Origin of the sequence: Paenibacillus sp. FSL K6-3182, from assembly GCF_037976325.1 — a bacterium.
GTDB lineage: Bacteria > Bacillota > Bacilli > Paenibacillales > Paenibacillaceae > Pristimantibacillus.
This window is the reverse complement of record NZ_CP150265.1, coordinates 3,344,835-3,368,943: the sequence shown is the minus strand read 5'-3', so window position 1 is coordinate 3,368,943 and position 24,109 is coordinate 3,344,835. Positions and strand designations below refer to the sequence as shown.

Genomic DNA, 24,109 nt, shown 5'->3' with positions numbered 1-24,109 from the left:
GCGTATCTGTTGAAAAATTCAGATTAGTCGATGGAAACTGAATCCTGATGCATGACCGTAGTCATTGATTTCGGACGTCCATACTCCTGCTCTGCCTGCGTTTCGCTCTTGATATCGATTTTCCAGCCAGTCAGCTTGGCAGCAAGCCTTGCATTCTGACCTTTAATACCGATCGCAAGCGATAGTTGGTAATCCGGCACGATTACTCTGGCCATCTTCTCTTGTTCGAATACGATAACCTCTAGCACCTTTGAAGGGCTAAGTGCATTCGCAACATATTCATCCACGCTTTCAGACCAACGAACGATATCGATTTTTTCACCTTTAAGCTCGTTTACGATCGTCTGAACGCGCAGTCCTTTTTGGCCAACACATGAACCGACTGGATCAACCTCGGAGTTACGGGAATGAACCGCAATCTTTGAACGGAAGCCAGCTTCACGAGCAACCGAACGAATTTCTACTACTCCGTCATAGATCTCAGGCACTTCAAGCTCGAACAAACGTTTTAAAAGGCCAGGATGCGTGCGGGATAAAATGATTTGAGGACCTTTAGTCGTGTTCTCAACTTTCGTGATATACGACTTCACGCGGTCACCATGCTTAAACTTATCAGTTGGCATAAGCTCAGTCAAAGGCAATACAGCCTCAACCTTGCCTAGATCCACAAATAAATTGCGAACATCCTGACGTTGAACGATACCGTTAACGATATCTTCCTCTTTATCGATAAAAGCATTATAAATCAGTCCGCGCTCAGCCTCACGAATACGCTGAGTAACAACCTGCTTCGCTGTTTGAGCAGCGATACGTCCGAAATCACGCGGCGTAACTTCAATATCCGCAATATCGTCAAGCTGATAATGAGGATTGATTTCTCTTGAAGCCTCCACTGTAATTTCCAGACGCGGATCTAGTACTTCATCAACTACAGTCTTGCGGGCGTATACTTTGATAACACCAGTATGACGGTTGATATCGACGCGTACATTTTGAGCGGTATTAAAATTTCTTTTGTAGCTGGAGATAAGAGCAGCCTCAATGGCTTCAAGGAGCACATCCTTGGTAATCCCTTTGTCTCTTTCTATTTCTTGTAGTGCTTCAATAAAATCCATACTCATTGGACTGGATTTCCCCCTTTCAATATAGAAACGAATATTTAGAACACGATTGCGAGTCTGGCGCCAGCCACCTTATCATAAGGAATGGTATATTCCTTTTTGGCTGTACGAACGACTGCATTTTCTCCATCAAATGCAAGTAGCAGCCCCTCAAATTCTTTAGCGCCGCTAATCGGTTCATATGTCGTTATGTAAACGTGCTTACCGATTGCTTTACGTACTTCATCTTCATTCCGAAGCGGTCTTTCTGCTCCTGGGGAAGATACTTCCAAGAAATAAACATCTGTAATTGGATCGTTTTTGTCCAATTGCTCACTTATGAATTCGCTGATACGACCGCAGTCATCGATGTCGATGCCGCCTTCTTTATCTACGAAAATACGAAGGAAATAATTGCTTCCTTCTTTTACATACTCAATATCAACCAGTTCAAATCCATTGCTGCTGAGGTATGGTAATACCATTTCCTGGACAGCGGCTTTGATTTTGGATGTACTCAAATTCAGTTGACCTCCTGTTTATACGCACTATGCCATTTTGCCATTAACAAAACGTAAAGAGTGGGTTTCCCCACTCTTCTGCATCAAAGTCTTTATAATCATCATTGCCAGAAAAATTATAACATAACCGCACTATAGTGACAAGAAATCTTTTCTATTCAAGCCGCTTCTAGAACAGAGAAAGCTGATTAGATTCAGGCAATCCACGGAAGCAGCCCATGTTTCCAAGAACCTCAATAATCGTTTTTGTAGCCTTCGATTTCATTTGGAAATCCTCGATTGACAAGTACTCGCCATCGTCTCTTGAGGCTGCGATATTACGTGCGGCGTTATCGCCAATTCCCGCAATGGCAGCAAATGGCGGAATAAGGGAATCCCCATCAACAAGAAACTTCGTCGCGTCAGAACGATATAGATCGATCGGCTTAAAGGAGAAGCCGCGCGCTGTCATCTCAAGTGACATTTCCAGCTGCGACACCATGTTTTTCTCTTTAGGGAGCGCATTAAACCCTTTAGCTTCGATCTCGATCAGCTTACGCAAAATCGCATCATATCCTTGGCAAAGCAGTTCCAAATCAAAATCGTCCGCTCTTACTGTAAAGTAAGTAGCATAATACTCTATTGGATGATAAAGCTTGAAATAGGCGGTGCGAACTGCCGATATGACGTAGGCCGCGGCATGGGCTTTCGGGAACATATACTCGATGCGCAGGCAAGAATCAATGTACCACTGCGGCACCTTGCACCGCTTCATCTCTTCGATCCACTCTGGCGTCAACCCTTTACCTTTACGAACACTTTCCGTAATTTTGAATGCAAGTCCAGCGTCCATTCCAGCTTTATAGATCAAGAACAACATGATATCATCCCGGCAACCAATTACCGTCTTGATGTTGCAAGTGCCGTTCTTGATCAGCTCTTGTGCATTTCCTAGCCAAACTCCCGTTCCATGAGACAATCCGGAAATTTGCAGCAAATCGGCAAACGAAGAAGGCTGCGTCTCTTGAAGCATTTGACGAACGAACTTCGTTCCCATTTCCGGCACTCCGTAAGTAGCTACCGAAGAGCGAATTTGCTCGCCCGGCACGTTAAGTGCTTTGGTGGAGTTGAACATGCTCATGACTTTAGGATCATTCATCGGAATTGACGTTGGATCAACGCCGGTCAAATCCTGCAGCATCCGCATCATTGTCGGATCATCGTGCCCCAGAATATCGAGCTTAAGCAAGTTTTCATCAAACGCGTGATAGTCAAAATGAGTTGTCTTCCATTCCGCATTCACATCGTCTGCTGGAAATTGAACAGGCGTTATATCTTCAACATCGATATAATCGGGAACAACGACGATACCGCCTGGATGCTGTCCCGTGCTTCGTTTTACGCCGGTACAGCCGCTCGCAAGCCTCGCAAGCTCCGCTCCGCGCCATTTCTTGCTATGTTCTTCCTCATATTTCTTCGCGAAGCCATAAGCTGTTTTTTCTGCAACCGTTCCAATCGTGCCTGCACGGAACACACACTTCTCGCTAAACAATACTTTCGTATAGTTATGGGCAATCGGTTGATAGTCCCCTGAGAAGTTCAAATCGATATCGGGAACTTTATCGCCTTTGAATCCTAGGAAGGTTTCGAACGGAATATCCTGTCCTTCACCTTTCATTGGCTTCTCGCATTTCGGGCATAATTTGTCCGGCAAATCGAATCCACTCGGAATGCTTCCGTCCAAAAACCATTCGCTATGCTTGCAATCCGAGTTTTTGCACAAGTAATGGGCCGGCAGTGGATTAACCTCTGAGATACCCAGGAATGTCGCAACGACCGAGGAGCCAACCGATCCCCTTGATCCGACCAAATAACCATCTGCATTGGATTTCTTAACAAGCTTCTCCGAGATCAAGTAGTTGGCAGAGAACTTAAATTTGATAATAGGAATAAGTTCTTTCTCCAGCCTGTCGATAACGACCTGAGGAAGATCTTCCCCATACATCGACTTTGCTGTGTCATAACAGGTGTTGCGAATTTCCTCGTCGGCACCCTCAATAATTGGAGCAAATAGTCCCGTCGGGAACATGTCATACGGCTCAAAGCGATCAGCAAGCTCTACTGTATTCGTAATGACGACCTCACGTGCTCTAGCTTCCCCTAAAAATGCAAATTCCTCCAGCATTTCTTCCGTTGTACGGAAATGAGCATCTGGTTTGCGTATACTCTTAAGCGGGCTAAAACCAGTGATCCCATGAATCGTTATGTCACGATACATTTTGTCGCGCGGATTCAAGTAATGAACGTTTCCTGTAGCAATAACCGGCTTGCCCAGCTCATCCCCGATTTGGCAAATCCTGCGATGCGCCTGCTCAATCTCCGCTCGGCTGCCTACTAGCCCCTTCTCAACTAAGTGCATGTAGAAATCAATCGGCTGGATTTCAAGGACATCATAGAAACGTGCAACCTCAAGCGCTTCCTCGTACGATTTATTTAGAACCGTTTCGAAAAATTCACCTTTCTCACAACCAGAAATAACGAGCAAGCCTTCACGGTGTGCAACAAGCTTCGTTTTTGGAATTGTAGCTACACGTTTGAAATGCTCTGTATGCGAGATGGAAATAAGCTTGAATAAATTTTTCTTCCCAACAGCATTAAGTGCATAAATATTGCTGTGGAAAGGCCGAGAATTAGATAAATCAATACCTACATAGTCATTTAGCTGATGTAGATTCGTAATATTTCGCTCAGCTGCATCTGCAATCAAGCCATACAATACGCCGCCAAGTGCAAGGGAATCGTCTACAGCGCGGTGATGGTTGTCGAGACTAACCTTATATTTATCTGCTAACGTATTCAAACGATGATTTTTGAGCGTTGGAAAAATAAATCGAGCGAGCTCCAGTGTATCGAGCACTGGATTTTTCACTTCCGGCATGCCGAAAGCTTTGCAGTTGGCTTGAATAAAGCCAATATCAAATCTTGCATTGTGGGCGACAAGAACATCATCACCAATGAATTCAATAAATTCTCTAAGCTTAGGCTCAATATCCGGCTGCCCTTTTACCATATCATCATTGATGTTAGTCAACTGCGTAATGTGGTAAGGAATTTTTTCATGCGGATCAATAAGGGTAGAGAAACGATCAATCTCTTTGCCATCACGCATTTTAACGCCGGCAAGCTCGATAATTTTGTTATTAATAACGGAAAGGCCCGTTGTCTCTATATCGAAAACAATATAAGTTGCTGTCGCAAGCGGCTCAGGTCTTGATTCCAGCACCATTGGCACTGCATCGTTCACGATGTTTGCTTCAACACCAAAAAGCACTTTTATGCCGTGTTTTTTAGCCGACTTATTCGCATCCGGATAACATTGAACATTGCTATGGTCCGTTACTGCAATCGCCTTATGTCCCCATTTGGCAGCTGTCTTTACATAGACATCTACCGGAGTTACCGCATCCATAGCGCTCATGGTTGTATGAAGATGAAATTCCACGCGCTTTTCTTCCGCTTTATCCATACGCTCAGCAGGTGTTCTGACCTCATGCAAATCATTCGGCATCATCACAAGCTCCGGTTCTTGCATGAATCGATCATATTCAATGCGGCCGCGAGCTTTGACCCACTTGCCATTAGCAAGCTGGTTCAATATTTTCACATCGTCCTTCGTCTTCGCAAACATCTTCATCGCGATAGAGTCGGAGAAGTCAGTCACGTTGAACGTAAACAATGTGCTTCCGTTACGAAGCTCTTTCACTTCGAGGCCGAATACCGCGCCTTGTACTGTAATTTTTTTCTCTTCTTCGATGATATTCATCAATGGAATCGGCTCTTCCCGAATATCATAACCAACCGCCAGCTTGATTTCGCTCTCATCGACGAGCTCAGACTCGGATTGCGCGCTCGCCATCAGCTCCTGCACATATTCCCGCTCTTCCTGCACCATCCGAAGGGAGAATTCATCCAAAATTTCTTGCCTGGATTCGCTGACGATCATTTTTACTTTGCATGCGCGCTGGAAATTTTCATTAAAGAAACGAATAATTTCATCATCCAATCGTTTCTTCCGAGCAAGGTCCAGTCCCGTATTGTCAAGGAGAGACAGCGTTAGCAAATCACCTTCAACCGTGATCGAAGATTTCTGCAGCCATCCATTTACGGAAGCGATCTCGCGCTGTGCCCACTCCATGAACAAGCCCCAGTATTGCATCACAATGGATTCAGTCTCTACAACAGGATCATAAATCATCAAAAAACTGACTGCAGCGATAGACTCAAACTTCATTCTAGCCGCCTGGCAAAGCCCATTATAGGCCTGTAAAGGCACCATGGACGTTTTGCGTATGCAAAACGTCCATTCTTGATTGCTGTTGCTAACGATAACTTGATCAATATATCCATCTTGAAAATAGTTTTGTATAAGTTCTTGCGGCAGCTGAATATGCTGTAAAAGCATTTCAAAACTCTGCCGTTTTTTTGCGGTTTGGCTCATAAAATACCACTCCTTAAGATCCGAACCGAACTAGCTTCAGTCCTTAATAAGCTCTTGCAAATACAACAGTATGTTTGGATGGATCTCCACATACGAGACATGTTTCTTTGTGCGATTCAGGGGCAAATGGAATATTTCGGCTTGTTGCTCCAGTTTCTTCCTTAACCTGCTTCTCACAAGCAGCAGAACCGCACCAGCCAGCTTCTACGAAGCCGCGCTGTTCTTCCAAAAAGCTTTTCATTTCATCAAGCGTTTCAACCGAACGAGAGTTGTCAATACGGAACTGCTTCGCACGATTAAACATTTCTTGATGCGTTTCTTCAAGCATAGCTTCTATTTCTGCAAGAAGATTAGCTTGCTGTACAATACGCTTCTCTCCAGTAACTCTGGAAACAAGCACAACTTGTCCATTTTCCATATCACGCGGTCCAAGTTCAAGGCGTAGTGGAACACCGCGCATCTCATATTCGTTGAACTTCCAGCCTGGGCTCACGTCAGCACGATCGTCCACACGTACGCGAATACCAGCTTTCTTAAGGTCTGCATAAAGCTCATCCACACGGCCAACAACCTGCTCGCGCATTTTTGCAGGGCCAATTGGAATCATAACCACTTGTGTTGGAGCAACTTTTGGAGGTAGCACCAGACCACGATCATCGCCGTGAACCATAATAAGGGCGCCAATTAGTCTTGTGCTCACGCCCCAAGAAGTTGTATGAGCGAATTGCAATGTATTCTCACGATCAAGGAATTTAATATCAAAAGCGACTGCAAACTTCGTACCCAAATAATGCGATGTTCCGGCTTGAACAGCCTTCCCGTCCTTCATCATCGCTTCGATCGAATACGTATCAACCGCACCAGCGAACCGCTCAGAAGGCGTTTTTTCACCTTTGATTACAGGGATAGCAAGGAATTCTTCAACGAATTGCGTGTAAACATCAAGCATCTGCATCGTCTCTTGACGCGCTTCCTCTTCTGTTTCATGCGCAGTATGGCCTTCTTGCCACAAAAACTCACTCGTACGAAGGAATGGCATTGTGCGCTTCTCCCAGCGAACGACGTTTGCCCATTGGTTAATGAGCAGCGGAAGATCGCGGTACGATTGAATCCATTTCGAATACATATGCCCAAACATCGTTTCCGATGTTGGACGAATAGCAAGGCGTTCTTCGAGCTTCTCGCCAGCTGCTTCAGTTACCCAAGGCAGCTCGGGATTAAAGCCTTCAACATGCTCTTTTTCTTTCTGGAAAAAGCTCTCTGGAATAAAGAGCGGGAAATACGCATTGCGATGTCCCGTCTCCTTAAAGCGGCGATCCAGATCACGCTGAATATTTTCCCAAAGCTCATAGCCCTCAGGACGGAACACAATACAGCCTCTTACAGGCGAATAATCCATAAGCTCGGCTTTTTTAATAACATCAATATACCATCTGGAGAAATCCTCGCTTTGAGGCGTGATTTCTGTAACAAACTGTTTATCCTTAGACATAAGCGACTATTTACTCCCCTTTTACCAATCGTAAAATATCATTATAAGTTACTACGAGCATTAATAACATGATGAGCGCGAAACCGACAAAATGTACCATGCTCTCACGGTTCGGATCAATCGGCCGGCGTCTAATCGCTTCAATTCCGAGGAATATGAGGCGGCTTCCATCAAGGGCAGGAATCGGCAGCAAATTAAATATTCCTAAATACAAGCTTAGCAGTGCTGTCCATGATGTTAACTGAGCAATGCCTTGCTGAGCAATCTGGCTCGTTACTTCTGCTGTTCGCACAGGTCCGCCAAGATCATCAAGCTTGAACTCTCCGAAAATAAGCTTCTTGAAGCCTTCAAAAATGCTTACTGTCATGTTTTTCATGAGCTTGCCTGCGCCTGTGAACGTTTCAGAGAAAGTAGCCGGACGTGTTGGCAATGCGGCACTGATTCCAACCTTGCCTACACCCTCTTTGTTCGGTTCAGGTGTTATAACAACTTGCTGAGCTTTGCCGTCACGAATTATATCCATTTTAACAGGAACATTCGGTGATTTGCCGATAATCGCGATCATTTTATCAAAATCAGCTCCGATTTTGATACCGTTGACTGCATCGATGACATCGCCCTTTTTCAAATCTACTTTATCAGCTGGCATGCCTTCTGATATTTCATTAACAAGCAGCTTATCAGGCGACTCAACAGGAACACCTGCTAGCTGAATGTAGGTAGCAAACAATACAAATGCGAGCACAAAGTTCATCATAGGGCCAGCAAAAATAGCAAGTGCACGCTGCGCTACTGTTTTACTGCCAAATTGTCTGTCGAGCGGCGCGATTTGTGTTTCTTTGCCTTTTGTGATCATCAAAGCAGTAGGGTGTACCGAGAAAATCTCGTTTTCCCCTTCTACGTCAAGTGTAACTGATAGCTTGCGCTCAAGATCGATCGCCACGATTTCTCCGCGAATAACACCGCTGCGGTCATCAAGACGATCCAAATAAAGTCTAGTCACTTTATTGTCTTTCAGACGAACCGCGATCGTTTGACCGGGCTGGACATCAACGATTTCTGGATCTTCTCCCGCCATTCGAACGAAACCGCCGGCAGGTATTAATCGAAGCGTATATCTCGTCTCGCCACGTTTTACCGAAAAAAGCTTCGGCCCGAAGCCAATTGCGAATTCTCTCACCAATATGCCTGCGCGTTTTGCGAAATAGTAATGACCCCATTCATGGATCGTTACGATCACGAAAAAAACGAGTATGGTCAAGAAAACAACTTGAATCATGTGCATTAAGCTGAAGCCTCCTGTTCGTTACGGCCTGTACATAGATTATCATTATTCTCCCGTCCGATACAAGAGAACCGGAATTTAACCGATATTATACCGATTGGGCCAGCTGTCTTGCCCAAGCGTCCACTTCTGAGATCATCTGCAAATCATTGATATCAGCTGCTTCGTGCTTGCCAACGACCGTTTCCAATATCCGTTCAATGTCAAGAAACGTAATTTCACCCTTCAAAAACCGTGCCACCGCAACCTCGTTTGCAGCATTGTATACTGCAGGAGCTGATTGACCTAGCTTCCCGCACTCGAATGCCAGCCTTAGACATGGATATCTTTCAAAATCCATCTCGCGAAAATGCAGCTTTCCGATTTGTGCCAGGTTCAGCCTGCTTGTCGGGGTTACATTCCGTTCCGGATATGACAACGCATATTGAATCGGTACTCGCATATCCGGCATTCCAAGCTGCGCGATTATGCTGTGATCGGTAAACTCCACATAAGAATGAATGATGCTCTCCGGATGAATAATGACACCTATTTGATCGTATGTAACATCGAACAGCCATCTTGCCTCAATAACTTCTAGCCCTTTATTAACCATAGTCGCCGAATCAATCGTAATTTTTGCGCCCATCGACCAATTGGGATGATTTAGCGCTTCAGCTACGGTTACACCCTCAAGCTGTTCTCTTGTGCGATCACGAAAGGAGCCGCCGGAGGCTGTTAATGTAATTTGATTGATAGATTTGCGATCTTCGCCGTTTAAGCATTGAAAAATCGCCGAGTGTTCACTGTCTATCGGCAAAATCGATACTCCGCGCTTTTTCGCACGTTCCATTACGATATGACCTGCCGTTACGAGTGTCTCTTTGTTCGCCAAACCGATCATTTTCCCCGCATCAATCGCTGCTAGTGTTGCCGGCAGCCCTCTGCTTCCCACGATCGCTGTTACAACGACATCAGCGTCCGTCCCAGCGGCTACTTCAACAAGTCCTTCTTCGCCATAGACAACCTTAGTTCCAGGCGGCATATGGGGACGAGCGGCCTCTGCGTCTGCTTTGGAAGCCAAGCTAACGACCGAAGGATTAAATTGTTTGGCTTGCTCTATAATCAAATCGACATTCGCACCAGCGGACAAGCCAACAACCTGATAGCGATCAGGATCATGGGCAATAACGTCCAGTGTCTGTGTTCCGACTGAACCTGTCGAACCTAATATACTTATTTTTTTCACACAAAATCCTCCTGACTTATACAGGCAGCAGCCCGGTAAGCACTAACAGCGGAAATACGATTAGCCAGCTATCGCATCGGTCGAGCACTCCGCCATGTCCTGGCAGAAGCGTACCTGTATCCTTTATATCTCTCACACGTTTATAAGCAGATTGAATCAAATCCCCAAACTGTCCAGCTACAGCGGCAATTAAACCGATTAGCAAAGCTTTTGGCAAATCTATAAAATCGGGCATCGTGAGTGCGAATACTGCCGATACGATTAAGGATAACAATACGCCGCCTAAGGCGCCTTCGATCGTTTTGTTCGGGCTGATTGAAGGCCATAGCTTCGTTTTCCCAATGGCTCGTCCAGTAAAATAAGCACCGATATCCGAAGCCCAAATACAGCCAAAGGACAAAAACGTCCACAATAGGCCATGCTCCGCAATTTGACGAGCTTCTCCCATTGCTGAAAAGCCGTAACCTACATATAAAGCGCCTAGCAACATAAGTGCGGCGCCATCAATTGTCGTTTTATTTTTGGTAATCACGGTTAGGGCAAGCAGTAAGAAGGCCAGCATCCAAACAATAGTCAGGAAAGATGGAATAACAATTCCCCAATCAGACCATGGAAGCACAAACAGTAGCACACCCGCATATCCGAGCAAAGTTGACGGATGCGACCATGCTACACCATTCATTCGCGCATATTCAGTAAAACCAATAATAGCTAGCAATACGAGGAGAGTTGTATACAACCATCCGCCTGCTATTGTTAAACCTATGAAGCCTGCACCTGCTACAATTCCAGTAATCAATCGTTGTCTCAATGAAAAGTCACACTCCGTCGCTTGAAGCTACAATCCACCATATCGACGCGCGCGGCGCTGATACTCCAAAATCGCTTCTTGAAAATGCGCTTCCGTAAATTCAGGCCAATACACATCCGTAAACCACAATTCACTATAAGCAAGCTGCCACATCATAAAATTACTTAATCGCAATTCACCGCTTGTACGAATGAGCAAATCTGGATCGGGCAATCCACTTGTAAGCAAACGATCAGCCATTACTTTATCATCGATATCATCGATTGCAAGATTTCCTTGCTGAACCTCTGATGCGATGCTTTTCACAGCTTCAAGCATTTCCTTACGGCTTCCATAGTTTAAGGCAAAGTTTAGAACTAGCCCTGTATTGTTAGCGGTCTTTATAATGGCTTCTTCAACTGCACTGATCGTAAATGAAGGCAAATCCTCTTTATGTCCCATCATGCGAACCTGCACGTTGTTGGCTATCAATTCTTCTAATTCAATTTCAAGAAATTGCTGCGGAAGCTTCATAAGAAAATCCACTTCAGCTTTAGGTCTCTTCCAGTTTTCCGTTGAAAACGCATATAACGTCAAATATTTGACGCCTAACCGATCCGCTGCAATGGTAATACGTTTGACCGCTTTCATGCCGGAATGATGACCAGCCATACGTGGCAATCCACGATCTTTAGCCCAACGGCCGTTCCCATCCATTATAATTGCAACATGCTCAGGCACATTTTCTGAGGCCACAGAATCAGTCGGCTGTAAGGACGATTTGCCTAATTTGGCCCAAAGTCGCTCGATCATCTTACTTCCTCCCAACCGAAATCAAAACCAAACCCCACCTATCGGAGGGGCCCAGAGATTATTATACTTCCATAATTTCTTTTTCTTTGGCAACAAGCACTTTATCTACTTCAGCAATAAATTTATCAGTTGCCTTCTGAATATCCTCTTGGTGACCACGTGATTCATCTTCAGAAATTGTTGTTTTCTCAAGTTTTTTCACGCTGTCGTTAGCATCCCGACGAATATTGCGAATAGCTACCTTTGCTTCTTCGCCAAGCTTTTTCGAAGTTTTCACAAGCTCTGCCCGGCGCTCTTCTGTAAGCGGTGGGATAGAAAGACGAATCGATGCACCGTCATTGGAAGGTGTCAGTCCAAGATCCGATTTCATAATCGCTTTCTCGATTGCCGACATCGACGATTTGTCCCATGGTTGAATGAACAACGTACGAGAGTCTGGCGTACTGATGTTAGCAAGTTGATTGACAGGCGTCATTGCGCCGTAGTATTCCACTTGAATACGGTCAAGCAAAGATGAATTAGCTTTACCAGCGCGCAAAGACGACAAATCACGTTTTAGCGCGGAAATTGCTTTATCCATACGTTCTTCTGCGTTTTTTTTCAGCTCTTGTGGCATTATTTCGCACTTCCTCTCACTATCGTTCCGATTTTCTCACCCAGCACGACGCGTTTAATATTCCCTTTCTCTGTAATCGCAAATACGATAAGAGGAATATTATTATCCATGCAAAGTGAAGCTGCGGTTGAATCCATTACGCCTAGATTACGGTTAAGCATGTCGAGGTATGTAAGCTCCTCAAATTTCTCAGCTGTGCTATCTTTAAATGGATCAGCAGAATATACGCCATCCACTTTGTTTTTCGCCATTAATATTACTTCTGCTTCGATCTCAGCTGCGCGAAGCGCTGCTGTTGTATCTGTTGAGAAAAATGGATTACCAGTTCCTGCAGCAAAGATTACGACGCGTCCTTTTTCCAAATGACGGATAGCACGACGTCTGATGTACGGTTCAGCGATTTGTTGCATCGCGATCGATGTTTGTACGCGAGTAGGTACATCGATTTGTTCCAGTGCATCTTGAAGTGCAAGTGAATTCATAAGAGTAGCCAGCATTCCCATGTAATCAGCTGTTGCACGGTCTATGCCTTTTGCAGAACCTGCAATTCCACGCCAAATGTTGCCGCCTCCGACAACGATGGCCACTTCTATGCCAAGTGCTACGACTTCCTTCACCTGATCAGCAATTGAAGATATGACCGTCGCTTCAATGCCATAACCTTCCTGACCAGACAATGATTCACCGCTTACTTTCAAAACGATACGTTTATACACAGGATGCTCCAACGTTAATACCTCCATCATGCACCTCAGTAAATGAGGTCCTTCAAATATGTTCTAATCATACAAGCAGGCGGGGCGGACGCCCCGCCCCGCCTGTGCGTTCGGATTAATGTTTAACTTGAGCCATAACTTCTTCAACGAAATTGTCAACTTTTTTCTCTAGGCCTTCACCAAGCTCATAACGAACGAAGCGACGGATGGAAATGTTTTCACCAATTTTGCTGATTTTTTCATTAAGCAATACGGAGATTGTTTTGTCTGGGTCTTTAATGAACGATTGCTCAAGAAGACAGAACTCTTCGTAGTATTTCGAGATACGGCCCTCAACCATTTTTTCAACGATTTTTTCAGGCTTGCCTTCGTTAAGTGCTTGAGCTTTCAAAATTTCGCGCTCTTTTTCAAGCTCTTCAGAAGAAACCTCGTCACGGCTAACGAATTTAGGGTTAGCTGCAGCGATTTGCATAGCTACGTCTCTTGCAAACTCACGGAATTGATCCGTTTTTGCAACGAAATCCGTTTCACAGTTTACTTCAACGATAACGCCGATACGGCCGCCTGCATGAATATACGATTCAACTACGCCTTCGGTTGCAATACGACCAGCTTTATTTGCTGCTGCCGCCAAACCTTTTTCACGAAGTACTGCAATTGCTTTTTCAACGTCATTGTTTGTTTCGTCCAAAGCTTTCTTGCAATCAAGCATTCCAGCTCCAGTTCTTTCACGAAGCTCTTTTACCGCGCTAGCACTAACTGCCATTGTAAGCCCTCCTATAGGTTTCACGAAGTCTATGTAGCTTCGAGAATCATTAATTGTTTTTTTAGTGATTTACATTCAAAAAAAGGGCAGTGAGAGGTTTATCACCATCTGACCACCCTTTGTTGACTAATTAAAGCCTTTAAATTAAGCCGTTGTTTGTTCGCCTTGGTTAGCTTCAACGATTGCATCAGCCATTTTCGAAGTCAACAACTTAACGGCACGAATTGCATCATCGTTACCTGGGATTACGTAGTCAATTTCGTCTGGATCACAGTTCGTATCAACGATACCAACGATTGGGATACCAAGTTTGCGAGCTTCTGCAACAGCAATACGCTCTTTGCGTGGGTCGATAATGAACAACGCGCTTGGCAAACCTTTCATTCCTTTAATACCGCCAAGGAATTTTTCCAAACGGTCTTTTTCTTTGTTAAGGATGATAACTTCTTTCTTAGGTAGAACCTCGAAAGTGCCGTCCTCAGCCCATTTTTCAAGTTGTTTCAAACGATCAATACGTTTTTGAATCGTTTGGAAGTTAGTCAAAGTACCGCCCAACCAACGTTGGTTGATGTAGAAGTTGCCGCAACGCTCTGCTTCTTCTTTAACGGAATCTTGAGCTTGTTTTTTCGTACCTACGAACAGCATAGTGCCGCCGTCTGCAGCGATCGATTTAACAAAGTTGTATGCTTCGTCAACTTTTTTCACCGTTTTTTGCAAATCAATAATGTAAATCCCGTTTCTTTCTGTGAAGATATAACGATCCATCTTCGGGTTCCAACGACGAGTCTGATGACCGAAGTGTACCCCAGCTTCTAGTAGCTGTTTCATGGAAATAACCGCCATTTCTCCAACACCTCCTATAATGGTTTTTTTAGTGCTCCTCCGCTAGTCGCATCTTTCGTCAAAACTTCCGCCGGGCGGAAGCACCGTTTGACAAAATTGACCTGCGTGCGTTTTTAACACCGTGAATTAATATACCATAAATACACATCGCATGCAACAATCGTTTCAGAAAAGATAGGATAGCTATTTTTTGTTGGCAGTTAGAAGATTTACTTCTGAAGATGTCAAAGGCTCGCCGGTTACGATGCGAATGGCTTCTTCAACCGTTATCTCCTCATGAAACAAAAAATAACCGGCGCGAACCAGCTTCTTTGACTTTTTCATTTTTGATACAAAAGCGGTTTTATCTTTAATAATATTATTCGAAGCAAGCAGCACTGCTGTATTCGTCAGGCTAGAGCCTGCTTTAATTCTAATAACATGCTTGATCTCAGACTGTTCCTGAACAGGGACTGCCGTAGCCGTAGGCGCAGCTTTATCAGTCTTCGCCTCGCTTGTCTGCTCCTTAGCTTTGTCAGAATCAGCAGCAGCCTTAGTCTCCTGTCCCCCTGTGTTGTCCTTATTAAGCTGAAGCGAGTCTTGATTTGCCTTTAACAAAGCATCAACTTCTAGTTGAGTGTAAAGCTTCTCATCTGACTCTTTTCCTAAGTCACTTAGCCTTTGCCTGCTTTGCTCGCCAGAGAGCATCAGCTGGAACAACAAAGCGCCAATGATGATACCTGCACCTAATCCCATAAGAAATACTCGACTTTTAAGCATGGACAGAATCCTCCTGCTTAGCGAGTTGTATAATAAGCTGTACCTCACCTTTGTTCATACCAAGCTTTTTGGATATCGCTTCGATCGATTTCCCTTGCTCATAAAGTGTAAACAGCTCTTTATATCTGTCCTGGATTGTGTTCATCCGCACTGTCTCTTCTATAATATGTTCAACAATAAGCGCATCTTTAACAAATTGTTCATTCGAATTTATTGAGACCGCTGGTAAGGGGGTTTCCACTGAACGCACGTAGGCCGTGGACTCGGACATTTTCTTTTGCAGCTGCTCTGTGAGCTGTTCGCATTTCCGCTCCAATTCTAAAATACGCTGCTCCTTGCGATCCGCATCTAATTTCGATTCTTGCTGAGCAGTTCTAACGAGGAGCACGAGATCCTCATTGTCCTTCTCCATGTTCTCCATAAACTGCTCCAGCGCGGTTTCCATGTTTTGCATCGATTGTGACGGTAGAGCTGTATCCTGCTTCTTACGAGGCATTACAAAGGCACCGACAATAACAACCGCTCCTAGTAATACGATATATTGCAAGTATGGCTGCATCGTTCATAGCCTGCCTTTCATTTGATGCCTTTATTTTATAACTTAATATCAAGCCTATGGCCTTTGTACGGATGTGTCGGAGCCGCCTCCTGTTCATCAACATCCAAAGATAACTGTGTACGCTTACGTTTTGCCTGCTGATAAGCATTACCTTGCTGACCTTCTTGATCACTGCGAATATGAAGTCCGTTTGATTGCTCGATCGCTGTGTTTTTCCCTCTTAAAAGCTCTGTTTGTTTGGCGGACTGATTGGCCAACGTATTCTGATCAGCTACAGGTTTATGCATCGCTTGTCCATGCATGCCGCTGAATTCTTGCGTTCGTGGTACAGACATCTGCAAATCAATGGATTTGAACGTCATATCTGCTCACCCCTTTGCGCCATTCATCAATTTCAAGCATTATTTGGTATAAGGAACTAAGACGATATCCCCTTCGGAATAACGGAAGGTCACACGCTGTGCTGAATCCTTCACAAACTTTGTGTACCTGCCAATTACAATTTTTGTTCCGCCAAATACAATATTGCTGACATCGATCTTTGATCGATCTGTGTTCTCCAGCGTTTTCTCTATCTCAAGAATACGGCTTCTCGTCTCATCATTCTCAAGCACGGTCTGACGTTTTGTGGCGGTCAGCTTAACGCGCAATGCCAGCTTCTCAGGAGTTAATTTCCCTGTCACAGCTAATTGATCCAAAATAACAAGCGCTTTATCCGTTTTATCTAAATTATCCATATTCTGCCTTAGCCTCGTTCTTAGCTCGAGCAGCTCCGAACGAGATTCAGGGTTTACGCCTACTTCAATGGTTGTGGCTGTGGACATCGAGTTGCCAATGGTTCGCGCGCTGACAAGGTCACCTGCTTGTACAAGTCCGCCTACGATCAATCCTTTAGCACCTGAGCACACAACATTTTTTCCGGCTTTTACATGCGAATGCATGATGCTCTGAGATACCAGCACCTCTTCGCCCGCGATAACATTGCCTTCTTGTATAAATGAGCTCCGGACGTTTCGTCCAGCTTTTACAAAACCTTTATTGCTTCCCAATATTCCGCCTGTAATTTCAACAGAGCCTTCTGATTCGATTTCTGCCCCTTCAACTCCGCCAATAACTCGGATATCGCCCGAAGCTTTAACCCTGAATCCGCTAAGAACATTGCCTCTGATGACTACTGTACCAACAAAATCAATATTGCCGACACTATAATCCACATCGCCGTTTACTTCGTAAACAGGAAACACATTAATTTTTTCTTTTTCAGTAAGTGAAATCAAGCCGTCAATTGCCGAATACATAGCCGTCTGCTCATTGTTCAAAACGACATTTTTGCCTACTTTAAATCTAACGTGCTTGCCGAGCCTAGGAGCAATTTCCTCTCCCGTTACCGTCCTGCCAACAGGTCCCGCTGTAGGCTCGAATCGCTCAGCAATCAATTGTCCACGCTTGACGTTCTTCAACTGAACAACTTCTTTAAAGTCAACCTTCCCATCTTCGAGCTCCGTTGGGGCGTTCACATTTTTATCCATATCATAAACTAGCTTCACATATCCGTCTTTACCAGGTGTGGGAGACTGCCCTTGCGCAACAAGTGTTTGTTCTTTGAAATATGCGAGAGGATTAGTGCCAATCTGACTCAGAACTTCTTTACGAAGGCCAAAAACGATCCCCTTGCTATGCAAGAATCGTTCTAGCTCATCGCCGTTACATTCGAATTCGTCCGAAATCCTGCTAAAGGTTAAAAATGCAGACAAATTATCGGCAGATGTCTGTATGCGTAGGTATGATTCTAATTGAAGATTTTCCACGTAGCTCCCCCCTTTTAATGTTGCATGAGTTGATCTTTATGCTTAGCCAAAGCTCCTCGCAGCCTCAAAATCGCTTTAGAATGGAGCTGGGATATTCTCGACGGTGATAGTGACATTACTTCAGCAATTTCACTTAATGATAATTCCTCATAATAGAAGAGAGAAACGACTGTTCGTTCCTTTTCCGTAAGTTTTTCAATCCCTTTAACCAATGATTCTTTCAAATAAAACTCATGAACCTTATGATCCGGGTTTTTCGCCTTATCGTCCACTAGCAAAGACATTCTTGTCTCCGATTCCTCTTCACGAATCGGGTCCTCCAATGAACAGACCGTTGTTACCGCAATATCTTGCAGCATATTAATGAATTCTTTCTCCGTTACATCAAGATAGCGGCTAATTTCTGCATCTGTCACAGAACGCAAGTACTGCTGCTCTAAATGCTGATATGCCTCTTCTACTCGTTTGGCCTTTTCTCGCACAGAACGCGGGACCCAGTCACCTTGTCTTAAGCCATCTATAATAGCGCCGCGAATGCGCCATGACGCATACGTTTCAAACTGCAAGCCGCGGCCGTAATCAAATTTTTCAATTGCATCAATAAGACCCATTACGCCATTGCTTGCAAGGTCATCTCTAATGACGTTTTTCGGGAGTCCAATGGCCATTCGATTCGTTACATAATCAACCAGCGGCAAATATTGTTCAATCAACGTCTTTTTCGCTTCCAAATCGCCTTGTTCTCTCCAGGCTTGCCACATCTGCAAGTTTGTCAAATGAGGGGTCTTCTGCTCAATCATCGACTCACTCTCCTGTCAGGTGACGAATGGCTTTAACCAATTCTTCAGGCTGTGTATTTTTTGTATTTAACAATTGCGGAGGATTTAACGGACGAAAATCGCTTGCATCATTTTTCTGAGTTTCCATTGGCTGCTTGCCGGCACCATCTTTAATCTGTGATTTCAACAATTGATTGATATCTTCTGATTCGTCAGGTGTCTGTAAATCTAGCTGACTGCCTTTTCCTTCTTCATCTTCAATTTCCGAGCCTATTAGTGCTGGCGGTTGAAGGATGTATGCCAATATTGCCCGTACTCCATACGCAAGAACAAAAAAAGCGATGAAAGCATACATACTTCTAAGCAGCATAACAGTAATCGGATTGTTACCGATTGAGAAAGCTACCGTAAGCACGGTGCCGAAAATTCCAAATACGACATTCCATCGCCATGTTCCGAACATTTTAAATCTCCTTTGTTCCAAATTGCACACTTCTTATGGAAAGCATTCCGCTAGTACTGTCAAACTCTATCGTTCTACCAAAATTCCCGCCCGTATCTTGAGAAATAATCGGAATTTTGAATCTTCTAAGCATTTCTGTACAGGATTCAACATTGCGCGGGCCAATTCTTAGCGAATCACTGTGTCCAGACATAGCAAACATTTGAGCTCCACCAGCCATCTTAGCTTTCATGCGTTCAATGTGTGCACCTGCTGCTATCATTCGATCAAGCAGCTCGGGTATGGCGGTATCTGCATATTTAGCTAGATTCATTTTGGTCTCACGGGCAATGTCTGAAGATGGCAGCATGACATGTGCCATACCGGCTATTTTTCGCGTTGGATCATACAAAGTAAGTCCAACACATGAACCTAAGCCGGTCGTTTTGAGTATCGCCCCATCCGTTGCAATATTTAAATCTGCCATGCCGACTTTGACCAAATTTTGTTGTATCATTCGCTAACGACTCCCAAAGCCCTAAAAATTTTCTCAAACGACTCTGGATCTGGAATGAGGAAAAAATGTCCTTCAAGCGACTGACAATCCTCCAAAAAGGTCGTTTCAATAAGTAGGGCCGAGTCCCCCATTTCTCCGTATTGCATTAAACCGTAGCTAAGCACGGCACCTGCCATATCTACTGCTATAGCGGGTACGGAGGGGGCCATTGCTAAATGAGTGAAATCAGCTAATGAAGATAAATAAGAGCCTGCTAAAATATTGCCAATCTCACAAAGAGCAGACAGCTCCATTTCTGAATAACCGTCCTGCTCTTCAATATTTAAGGAAAGCAGCTGACGCAACAATCGCCTTGCCGAATCTTCTTCAATGATAAAAAACATGTTGCCGGGAGCTTCTCCTTCCACTCGAAGAAAAACAGCAATGACGATTTTTTCGGAACCGCCAACACGCTCTGCAACTTCTTCAAATGGAAGCAAACTTACCTTCGGCACCGCCATATCAACTGGCTTATCTAACAAACGGGATAATGCAGTAGCAGCATTGCCTGCTCCAATATTGCCGACTTCTTTCAATACATCTAATTCAAATGCTTCAAAGCGGTTAAAAAGGTTCACAAGTTATACCTCAAGCTGCTCAAGTTGAATAATTTCATTCTTGTTGAGCACTTCGGACAAGTTCAGCATGATGAGAAGTCGACCTTCACCAAGCTTTGCAATGCCTCTTAAGTATTTAGCTTTAATGCCTCCAACAATTTCGGGCGGCAAATCAATCGTATCTGTATCGATGTCGATGACATCATTCGCCGAATCTACGATGAATCCAACTTCGATGTCAGCCACTGAAACAACAATGATTCTTGAGTTTTCTGTAGTTGCCGTTTCCGTTAGATTGAATCTGCCTCTTAGGTCAATGACAGGAACGACCACACCGCGAAGATTAATAACCCCTTTAATAAAAGTAGCTGTTTTCGGAACGCGTGTAATTGGAGACAATCTTTCAATCGTACGGACCTTGTCTACTTCAATTCCATACTCTTCGCTGCCTAGTGCAAACACGATAACCTTTAATTCTTCTCCCATCGTAAAAACCTCCCTATTTGATAAGTGCATTCGGATCGATTATCAATGCGACATAACCATCGCCAAGTATCGTTGCGCCGGAAATTGCTTTAATATTCGTTAAATATTTGCCCAGCGTTTTTAGCACGATTTCACTTTGACCAATAAATTCATCGACCATTACAGCTGCCCACTTCTCGCCTTTTCGAACGACTACAATTTCCGTTTCAAGCTCGTCATTCTCATTAAAATCAGGAGAGTCAAGCACTTTGCTTAGCGATACTAGAGGTATGATGGTATTTCTGAACTCAATCATTTTGTTGCCATGCACTTGAAGAATTTGTTCTTTGCGGATAATGCCTGTCTCAACGATCGAAGACAATGGGATAGCATACTTCTCCGATCCCAGCTTGATCAGCATTGCGGAAATAATGGATAGCGTAAGTGGCAATTGAACAGAAAACTTCGTTCCTCTACCAAATGCAGAATCTATCGTTACGTTTCCGCCTAGAGAAGTAATTTTTGATCGAACGACGTCTAGACCAACACCGCGTCCGGATATGTCCGAAATTTTATCTGCAGTGCTGAAGCCTGCCGCAAAAATAAGCATATTAATTTCATCCGGCGTCAGCAGTTTTGCTTCGTCAGCCGTGACGACGCCATTTTTAATCGCTGTTTTTAGTACTCGTTCATGGTGTATGCCACGGCCATCCTCTTCCACTTCAATGAAGACATGATTTCCGCTATGAAACGCGCGCAAGAAAATCGTACCGGTTTCTGGCTTGCCTGCTGCAATTCTCTCTTCCACCGTTTCGATTCCATGATCAACCGAGTTGCGCAATAGATGAACAAGCGGATCTCCAATTTCGTCGATAACCGTACGGTCAAGTTCCGTATCGGCTCCCGTAATAACAAGATCGATTTTTTTGTCTAGCGATTTAGCTAAATCTCTAATCATACGAGGGAAACGATTGAATACCGAATCCACAGGTACCATGCGAAGCTTAAGTACAATACTTTGAAGATCAGAGCTTACGCGCGCCATATGTTCCACAGTTTCAGTCAAATCACTGCGTTTGATTTCACTAGAGAGCTGTTCCAGCCTAACTCGGTCAATAAGCAATTCGCTAAACAAGTTCATGAGCGTATCGAGCCTCTCAATGTCTACACGAATCGTCTTCGACACATTAGCTGGTGTGCTAGCAGCAGGTGCCGATCGAGCTTGTCCTTTTGCTGCTTCAACAGATGTAACTGCCGCTTCGGATTGCGGCGCAGCCGTTTCAGCAACTTCGACAACCTCTACTGCCGCAGCTGCGTTAGATTGGCCAAGCACGGCTAATGACTCTGCATCCAAAGCAGTTACAACCGCGGATTCAATTTCTGAAATATTAAGCAGCTGCGCTTGAAGATCTTCCTGCTGCAAGCGTGAAATCGTAAATACCGTAAAAGTGAAATTGAATTTTTCTTGTTCAATGTCTTGAACGGATGGATCTGATTTAATAACTTCACCATTGCGCTCTAGCAAATCAAATACCATATAAGCACGAACGGCTTTTAGCAAGCAATTATCGCGAATAGCGATTTGAATATGAAAAACGTTATGTCCTGTTTCTATCGACTGAAGCAAAATCGAAGATTGAAACTCGTCAAGCAGCATCGCTCCTGATGCGCTTGATTCTGCAGCACTTGGTGCATTAGCCGCTACGGTTGGAGCCTGAGTCGCTTTGCTTGCGCTATAATCACTTTTCAAGATGATTTGCAGCGATTCAACGATCGAGGTAACGTCCGCTTTCCCTGTACCGCCGTCCACAATATCCTGAACCATTGCTTCAAGCGCATCTAACCCTTTAAACAAAGTGTCAAAAATAAAGCTGTCCATTTTTAACTTGCTGTTGCGAACGAGGTCAAGCACATTTTCCATTTCATGCGTCAGCGCTGCTAAATCTTCAAAACCCATCGTAGCTGACATTCCTTTGAGCGTATGCGCTGAACGGAATATATTTTGAACGATACTAAGCTCCTCAGGCTCGCTTTCCAGACGAAGCAAATTTTCATTCAAGGATTGCAGGTGATCATTAGATTCATCGATAAACATCGATAAATAGGCATTCATATCCATTTCCTAGCACCTCCTGTTAGTATGGTGAAGCCATTCTAGCCTATCTATTTCAGCACTGCTTGCTTCAGTTGCGATGCAATATGCTGCAGTGGCAATACTTTACTCACACATCCAGCTTCAACAGCCGATCTCGGCATTCCATAAACGACACAGGTCTCTTCTGCTTCTGCTATGGTCGTTTCAATTCCACATTCGGATAACAGCTTCATTCCCTTCGCCCCATCACTGCCCATGCCTGTCATTATGACCGCATGACGCTTCAGTTCGCGATATTCAGCCAAGGATTCAAACAATACATCTACAGAAGGACGATGTCCGTTGCGCTGCGGCTGTTCAGTGAGCGCAATCGAGTAGCTGGAAGCATCTTTGACAAGCTCCATATGATAGCCGCCAGGTGCGATATAGGCAACGCCAGCAACTACTTTCTCTCCCTGCTCTGCTTCTACGACATGAATCTCGCTAAAGCTGTCCAGCCGCTGTGCTAACGATTTGGTGAACTTGGGAGGCATATGCTGAACAATAAGCACCGGTGCTGGGAAATCAGCTGGCAAAGAAGTAATTACCTCATGCAAAGCTCTAGGACCGCCTGTCGAAGTTCCAATGGCTACGATATGTTTAAAGGTAGAAGCTGTCTGAACTGTCTTTGTTTTTTTTGTTGAAGGTGGCTCAGAAAAATGAGATTTAGGTTCAGCCTGCGGTACCTTTTCGACTGATTTGCGAGGTGCAATCTTAGATTTGGCATCGTTAGGCTTTGCTTCATCTTGCATATTGCTTGTAAGCTTATTATGTAAAGGGGGAACCGAGCGCTGTTGCCCTTGTTTATCTTCCGTTTTCTTGAACGGCAATTTGTTCCGATCTTTAGCAGGAGTAGACAAGGCTTCAAACGGCAGCTCCTCATGGTGTAAAATGTTGTTCGAAACTACTTCTTTTTTCGCTTTTGGCAAGCTGCTATCTTCTGCTTTTGTTTCTTGTTTCTCTGCGATCGTAATTACTGGCTGATAACGCTTCGTTAATACTGCGATACGCAATTTCTCAAGCAGAACCTCTCCAACTTGTCGAATATCATTAGAGATCGTTGCTGAAGGTTTTCTAATGAAGTCGAATGCACCAAATTGCAGTGCTTTAATCGTTTCTCTTGTATTGTCTTCACTTATACCCGAGAGCATAATGACAGGAGTTGGATGATCCTTCATAATAATCTGCAATGCGTCAATTCCGTTCATTAACGGCATTTCAAGATCTAAGGTAACGACATCCGGTTTCCATTCACGAACCGCTTCTATTGCTTCATGACCGTTTTTAGCTGTTGCTACGATCTTGAACTGTGAATCCTGAATGATTAAATCACTAATGATCTTTCGCATAAATGCGGAATCATCTACAACTAGTACGCGATAAGGAACCATTCCATTTCCTCC

General features: G+C 44.3%; 23 protein-coding genes. All 23 read right to left on the bottom strand.

What is annotated here, in order from left to right; translation table 11 throughout:
• Positions 1–23: 23 nt before the first annotated feature.
• The 23 genes from nusA to MHH56_RS14520 all read right to left on the bottom strand — a co-directional run bounded on the left by nusA (position 24) and on the right by MHH56_RS14520 (position 24,097).
• Positions 24–1,121 (bottom strand): transcription termination factor NusA, encoded by a 1,098-nt coding sequence (nusA, locus tag MHH56_RS14630; RefSeq protein WP_054028947.1) that lies wholly within the window; start codon positions 1,119–1,121, stop codon positions 24–26.
• 38 nt (positions 1,122–1,159) lie between these two features.
• A complete protein-coding gene (gene rimP, locus MHH56_RS14625; protein ID WP_339208958.1) occupies positions 1,160–1,621 on the bottom strand; it encodes a ribosome maturation factor RimP in 462 nt (153 codons plus the stop codon).
• A 169-nt stretch (positions 1,622–1,790) separates the two neighbouring features.
• Positions 1,791–6,098 (bottom strand): PolC-type DNA polymerase III, encoded by a 4,308-nt coding sequence (locus MHH56_RS14620; RefSeq protein WP_339208957.1) that lies wholly within the window; start codon positions 6,096–6,098, stop codon positions 1,791–1,793.
• A gap of 43 nt (positions 6,099–6,141) precedes the next feature.
• Positions 6,142–7,590, bottom strand: a complete 1,449-nt coding sequence (gene proS, locus MHH56_RS14615; RefSeq protein WP_339208955.1) for a proline--tRNA ligase — start codon at positions 7,588–7,590, stop codon at positions 6,142–6,144.
• 10 nt (positions 7,591–7,600) lie between these two features.
• On the bottom strand, positions 7,601–8,875 hold the full coding sequence (gene rseP, locus MHH56_RS14610; RefSeq protein WP_076269180.1) for an RIP metalloprotease RseP: 1,275 nt from the start codon (positions 8,873–8,875) through the stop codon (positions 7,601–7,603).
• Between the two features lie 88 nt (positions 8,876–8,963).
• The gene (locus tag MHH56_RS14605; RefSeq protein ID WP_339208954.1) at positions 8,964–10,103 is read right to left on the bottom strand and encodes a 1-deoxy-D-xylulose-5-phosphate reductoisomerase; all 1,140 of its coding nucleotides are present in this window, start codon (positions 10,101–10,103) and stop codon (positions 8,964–8,966) included.
• 16 nt (positions 10,104–10,119) lie between these two features.
• Positions 10,120–10,914, bottom strand: a complete 795-nt coding sequence (locus MHH56_RS14600) for a phosphatidate cytidylyltransferase (RefSeq protein WP_339208953.1) — start codon at positions 10,912–10,914, stop codon at positions 10,120–10,122.
• 27 nt (positions 10,915–10,941) lie between these two features.
• A complete protein-coding gene (locus MHH56_RS14595) occupies positions 10,942–11,706 on the bottom strand; it encodes an isoprenyl transferase (RefSeq protein WP_076269177.1) in 765 nt (254 codons plus the stop codon).
• A 61-nt stretch (positions 11,707–11,767) separates the two neighbouring features.
• The gene (gene frr, locus MHH56_RS14590) at positions 11,768–12,322 is read right to left on the bottom strand and encodes a ribosome recycling factor (RefSeq protein WP_339208952.1); all 555 of its coding nucleotides are present in this window, start codon (positions 12,320–12,322) and stop codon (positions 11,768–11,770) included.
• On the bottom strand, positions 12,322–13,050 hold the full coding sequence (gene pyrH / locus MHH56_RS14585; RefSeq protein WP_053377774.1) for a UMP kinase: 729 nt from the start codon (positions 13,048–13,050) through the stop codon (positions 12,322–12,324). Before pyrH ends, frr begins: the two co-directional genes overlap by 1 nt.
• Positions 13,051–13,153: 103 nt before the next feature.
• Entirely contained in the window at positions 13,154–13,828 is a 675-nt protein-coding gene (gene tsf / locus MHH56_RS14580; RefSeq protein WP_339208950.1) for a translation elongation factor Ts, read from the bottom strand.
• Between the two features lie 120 nt (positions 13,829–13,948).
• Positions 13,949–14,647 carry a 30S ribosomal protein S2 gene (rpsB, locus tag MHH56_RS14575; RefSeq protein WP_054028957.1) on the bottom strand — a complete coding sequence of 233 codons (699 nt, stop codon included), beginning with the start codon at positions 14,645–14,647 and terminating at the stop codon, positions 13,949–13,951.
• A 183-nt stretch (positions 14,648–14,830) separates the two neighbouring features.
• Positions 14,831–15,406 carry a hypothetical protein gene (locus tag MHH56_RS14570; protein ID WP_339208947.1) on the bottom strand — a complete coding sequence of 192 codons (576 nt, stop codon included), beginning with the start codon at positions 15,404–15,406 and terminating at the stop codon, positions 14,831–14,833.
• Positions 15,399–15,965, bottom strand: coding sequence for a hypothetical protein (locus tag MHH56_RS14565; protein ID WP_339208946.1), 567 nt, complete (start codon positions 15,963–15,965; stop codon positions 15,399–15,401). The genes MHH56_RS14570 and MHH56_RS14565 overlap by 8 nt, the downstream gene beginning before the upstream one ends.
• Positions 15,966–16,000: 35 nt before the next feature.
• Complete coding sequence (locus tag MHH56_RS14560; RefSeq protein WP_339208944.1) at positions 16,001–16,327, bottom strand: hypothetical protein; 327 nt, start codon at positions 16,325–16,327, stop codon at positions 16,001–16,003.
• 39 nt (positions 16,328–16,366) lie between these two features.
• Positions 16,367–17,773 (bottom strand): FapA family protein, encoded by a 1,407-nt coding sequence (locus MHH56_RS14555; protein ID WP_339208942.1) that lies wholly within the window; start codon positions 17,771–17,773, stop codon positions 16,367–16,369.
• A gap of 14 nt (positions 17,774–17,787) precedes the next feature.
• Positions 17,788–18,573 carry a FliA/WhiG family RNA polymerase sigma factor gene (locus MHH56_RS14550; protein WP_339208940.1) on the bottom strand — a complete coding sequence of 262 codons (786 nt, stop codon included), beginning with the start codon at positions 18,571–18,573 and terminating at the stop codon, positions 17,788–17,790.
• A 4-nt stretch (positions 18,574–18,577) separates the two neighbouring features.
• The gene (locus MHH56_RS14545; protein WP_339208938.1) at positions 18,578–19,015 is read right to left on the bottom strand and encodes a hypothetical protein; all 438 of its coding nucleotides are present in this window, start codon (positions 19,013–19,015) and stop codon (positions 18,578–18,580) included.
• Position 19,016: 1 nt separating this feature from the next.
• The gene (locus MHH56_RS14540) at positions 19,017–19,511 is read right to left on the bottom strand and encodes a chemotaxis protein CheD (RefSeq protein ID WP_339208937.1); all 495 of its coding nucleotides are present in this window, start codon (positions 19,509–19,511) and stop codon (positions 19,017–19,019) included.
• Positions 19,508–20,128 carry a chemotaxis protein CheC gene (locus MHH56_RS14535; RefSeq protein WP_339208935.1) on the bottom strand — a complete coding sequence of 207 codons (621 nt, stop codon included), beginning with the start codon at positions 20,126–20,128 and terminating at the stop codon, positions 19,508–19,510. Before MHH56_RS14535 ends, MHH56_RS14540 begins: the two co-directional genes overlap by 4 nt.
• A 3-nt stretch (positions 20,129–20,131) precedes the next feature.
• Entirely contained in the window at positions 20,132–20,593 is a 462-nt protein-coding gene (locus MHH56_RS14530; protein WP_076269167.1) for a chemotaxis protein CheW, read from the bottom strand.
• A 13-nt stretch (positions 20,594–20,606) separates the two neighbouring features.
• Positions 20,607–22,691, bottom strand: a complete 2,085-nt coding sequence (locus tag MHH56_RS14525) for a chemotaxis protein CheA (protein WP_339208934.1) — start codon at positions 22,689–22,691, stop codon at positions 20,607–20,609.
• Positions 22,692–22,735: 44 nt separating this feature from the next.
• Complete coding sequence (locus MHH56_RS14520; protein ID WP_339208933.1) at positions 22,736–24,097, bottom strand: chemotaxis response regulator protein-glutamate methylesterase; 1,362 nt, start codon at positions 24,095–24,097, stop codon at positions 22,736–22,738.
• Positions 24,098–24,109: the final 12 nt, after the last annotated feature.

Excerpts from the sequence above, each read along its gene's own strand:
- nusA (WP_054028947.1), bottom strand. The coding sequence starts at position 1,121 with ATGAGTATGGATTTTATTGAAGCACTACAAGAAATAGAAAGAGACAAA.
- MHH56_RS14620 (WP_339208957.1), bottom strand. The coding sequence starts at position 6,098 with ATGAGCCAAACCGCAAAAAAACGGCAGAGTTTTGAAATGCTTTTACAG.
- proS (WP_339208955.1), bottom strand. The coding sequence starts at position 7,590 with ATGTCTAAGGATAAACAGTTTGTTACAGAAATCACGCCTCAAAGCGAG.
- rseP (WP_076269180.1), bottom strand. The coding sequence starts at position 8,875 with ATGCACATGATTCAAGTTGTTTTCTTGACCATACTCGTTTTTTTCGTG.
- MHH56_RS14595 (WP_076269177.1), bottom strand. The coding sequence starts at position 11,706 with ATGATCGAGCGACTTTGGGCCAAATTAGGCAAATCGTCCTTACAGCCG.
- frr (WP_339208952.1), bottom strand. The coding sequence starts at position 12,322 with ATGCCACAAGAGCTGAAAAAAAACGCAGAAGAACGTATGGATAAAGCA.
- rpsB (WP_054028957.1), bottom strand. The coding sequence starts at position 14,647 with ATGGCGGTTATTTCCATGAAACAGCTACTAGAAGCTGGGGTACACTTC.
- MHH56_RS14570 (WP_339208947.1), bottom strand. The coding sequence starts at position 15,406 with ATGCTTAAAAGTCGAGTATTTCTTATGGGATTAGGTGCAGGTATCATC.
- MHH56_RS14565 (WP_339208946.1), bottom strand. The coding sequence starts at position 15,965 with ATGCAGCCATACTTGCAATATATCGTATTACTAGGAGCGGTTGTTATT.
- MHH56_RS14560 (WP_339208944.1), bottom strand. The coding sequence starts at position 16,327 with ATGACGTTCAAATCCATTGATTTGCAGATGTCTGTACCACGAACGCAA.
- MHH56_RS14550 (WP_339208940.1), bottom strand. The coding sequence starts at position 18,573 with ATGATTGAGCAGAAGACCCCTCATTTGACAAACTTGCAGATGTGGCAA.
- MHH56_RS14545 (WP_339208938.1), bottom strand. The coding sequence starts at position 19,015 with ATGTTCGGAACATGGCGATGGAATGTCGTATTTGGAATTTTCGGCACC.
- MHH56_RS14540 (WP_339208937.1), bottom strand. The coding sequence starts at position 19,511 with ATGATACAACAAAATTTGGTCAAAGTCGGCATGGCAGATTTAAATATT.
- MHH56_RS14530 (WP_076269167.1), bottom strand. The coding sequence starts at position 20,593 with ATGGGAGAAGAATTAAAGGTTATCGTGTTTGCACTAGGCAGCGAAGAG.
- MHH56_RS14525 (WP_339208934.1), bottom strand. The coding sequence starts at position 22,691 with ATGGATATGAATGCCTATTTATCGATGTTTATCGATGAATCTAATGAT.
- MHH56_RS14520 (WP_339208933.1), bottom strand. The coding sequence starts at position 24,097 with ATGGTTCCTTATCGCGTACTAGTTGTAGATGATTCCGCATTTATGCGA.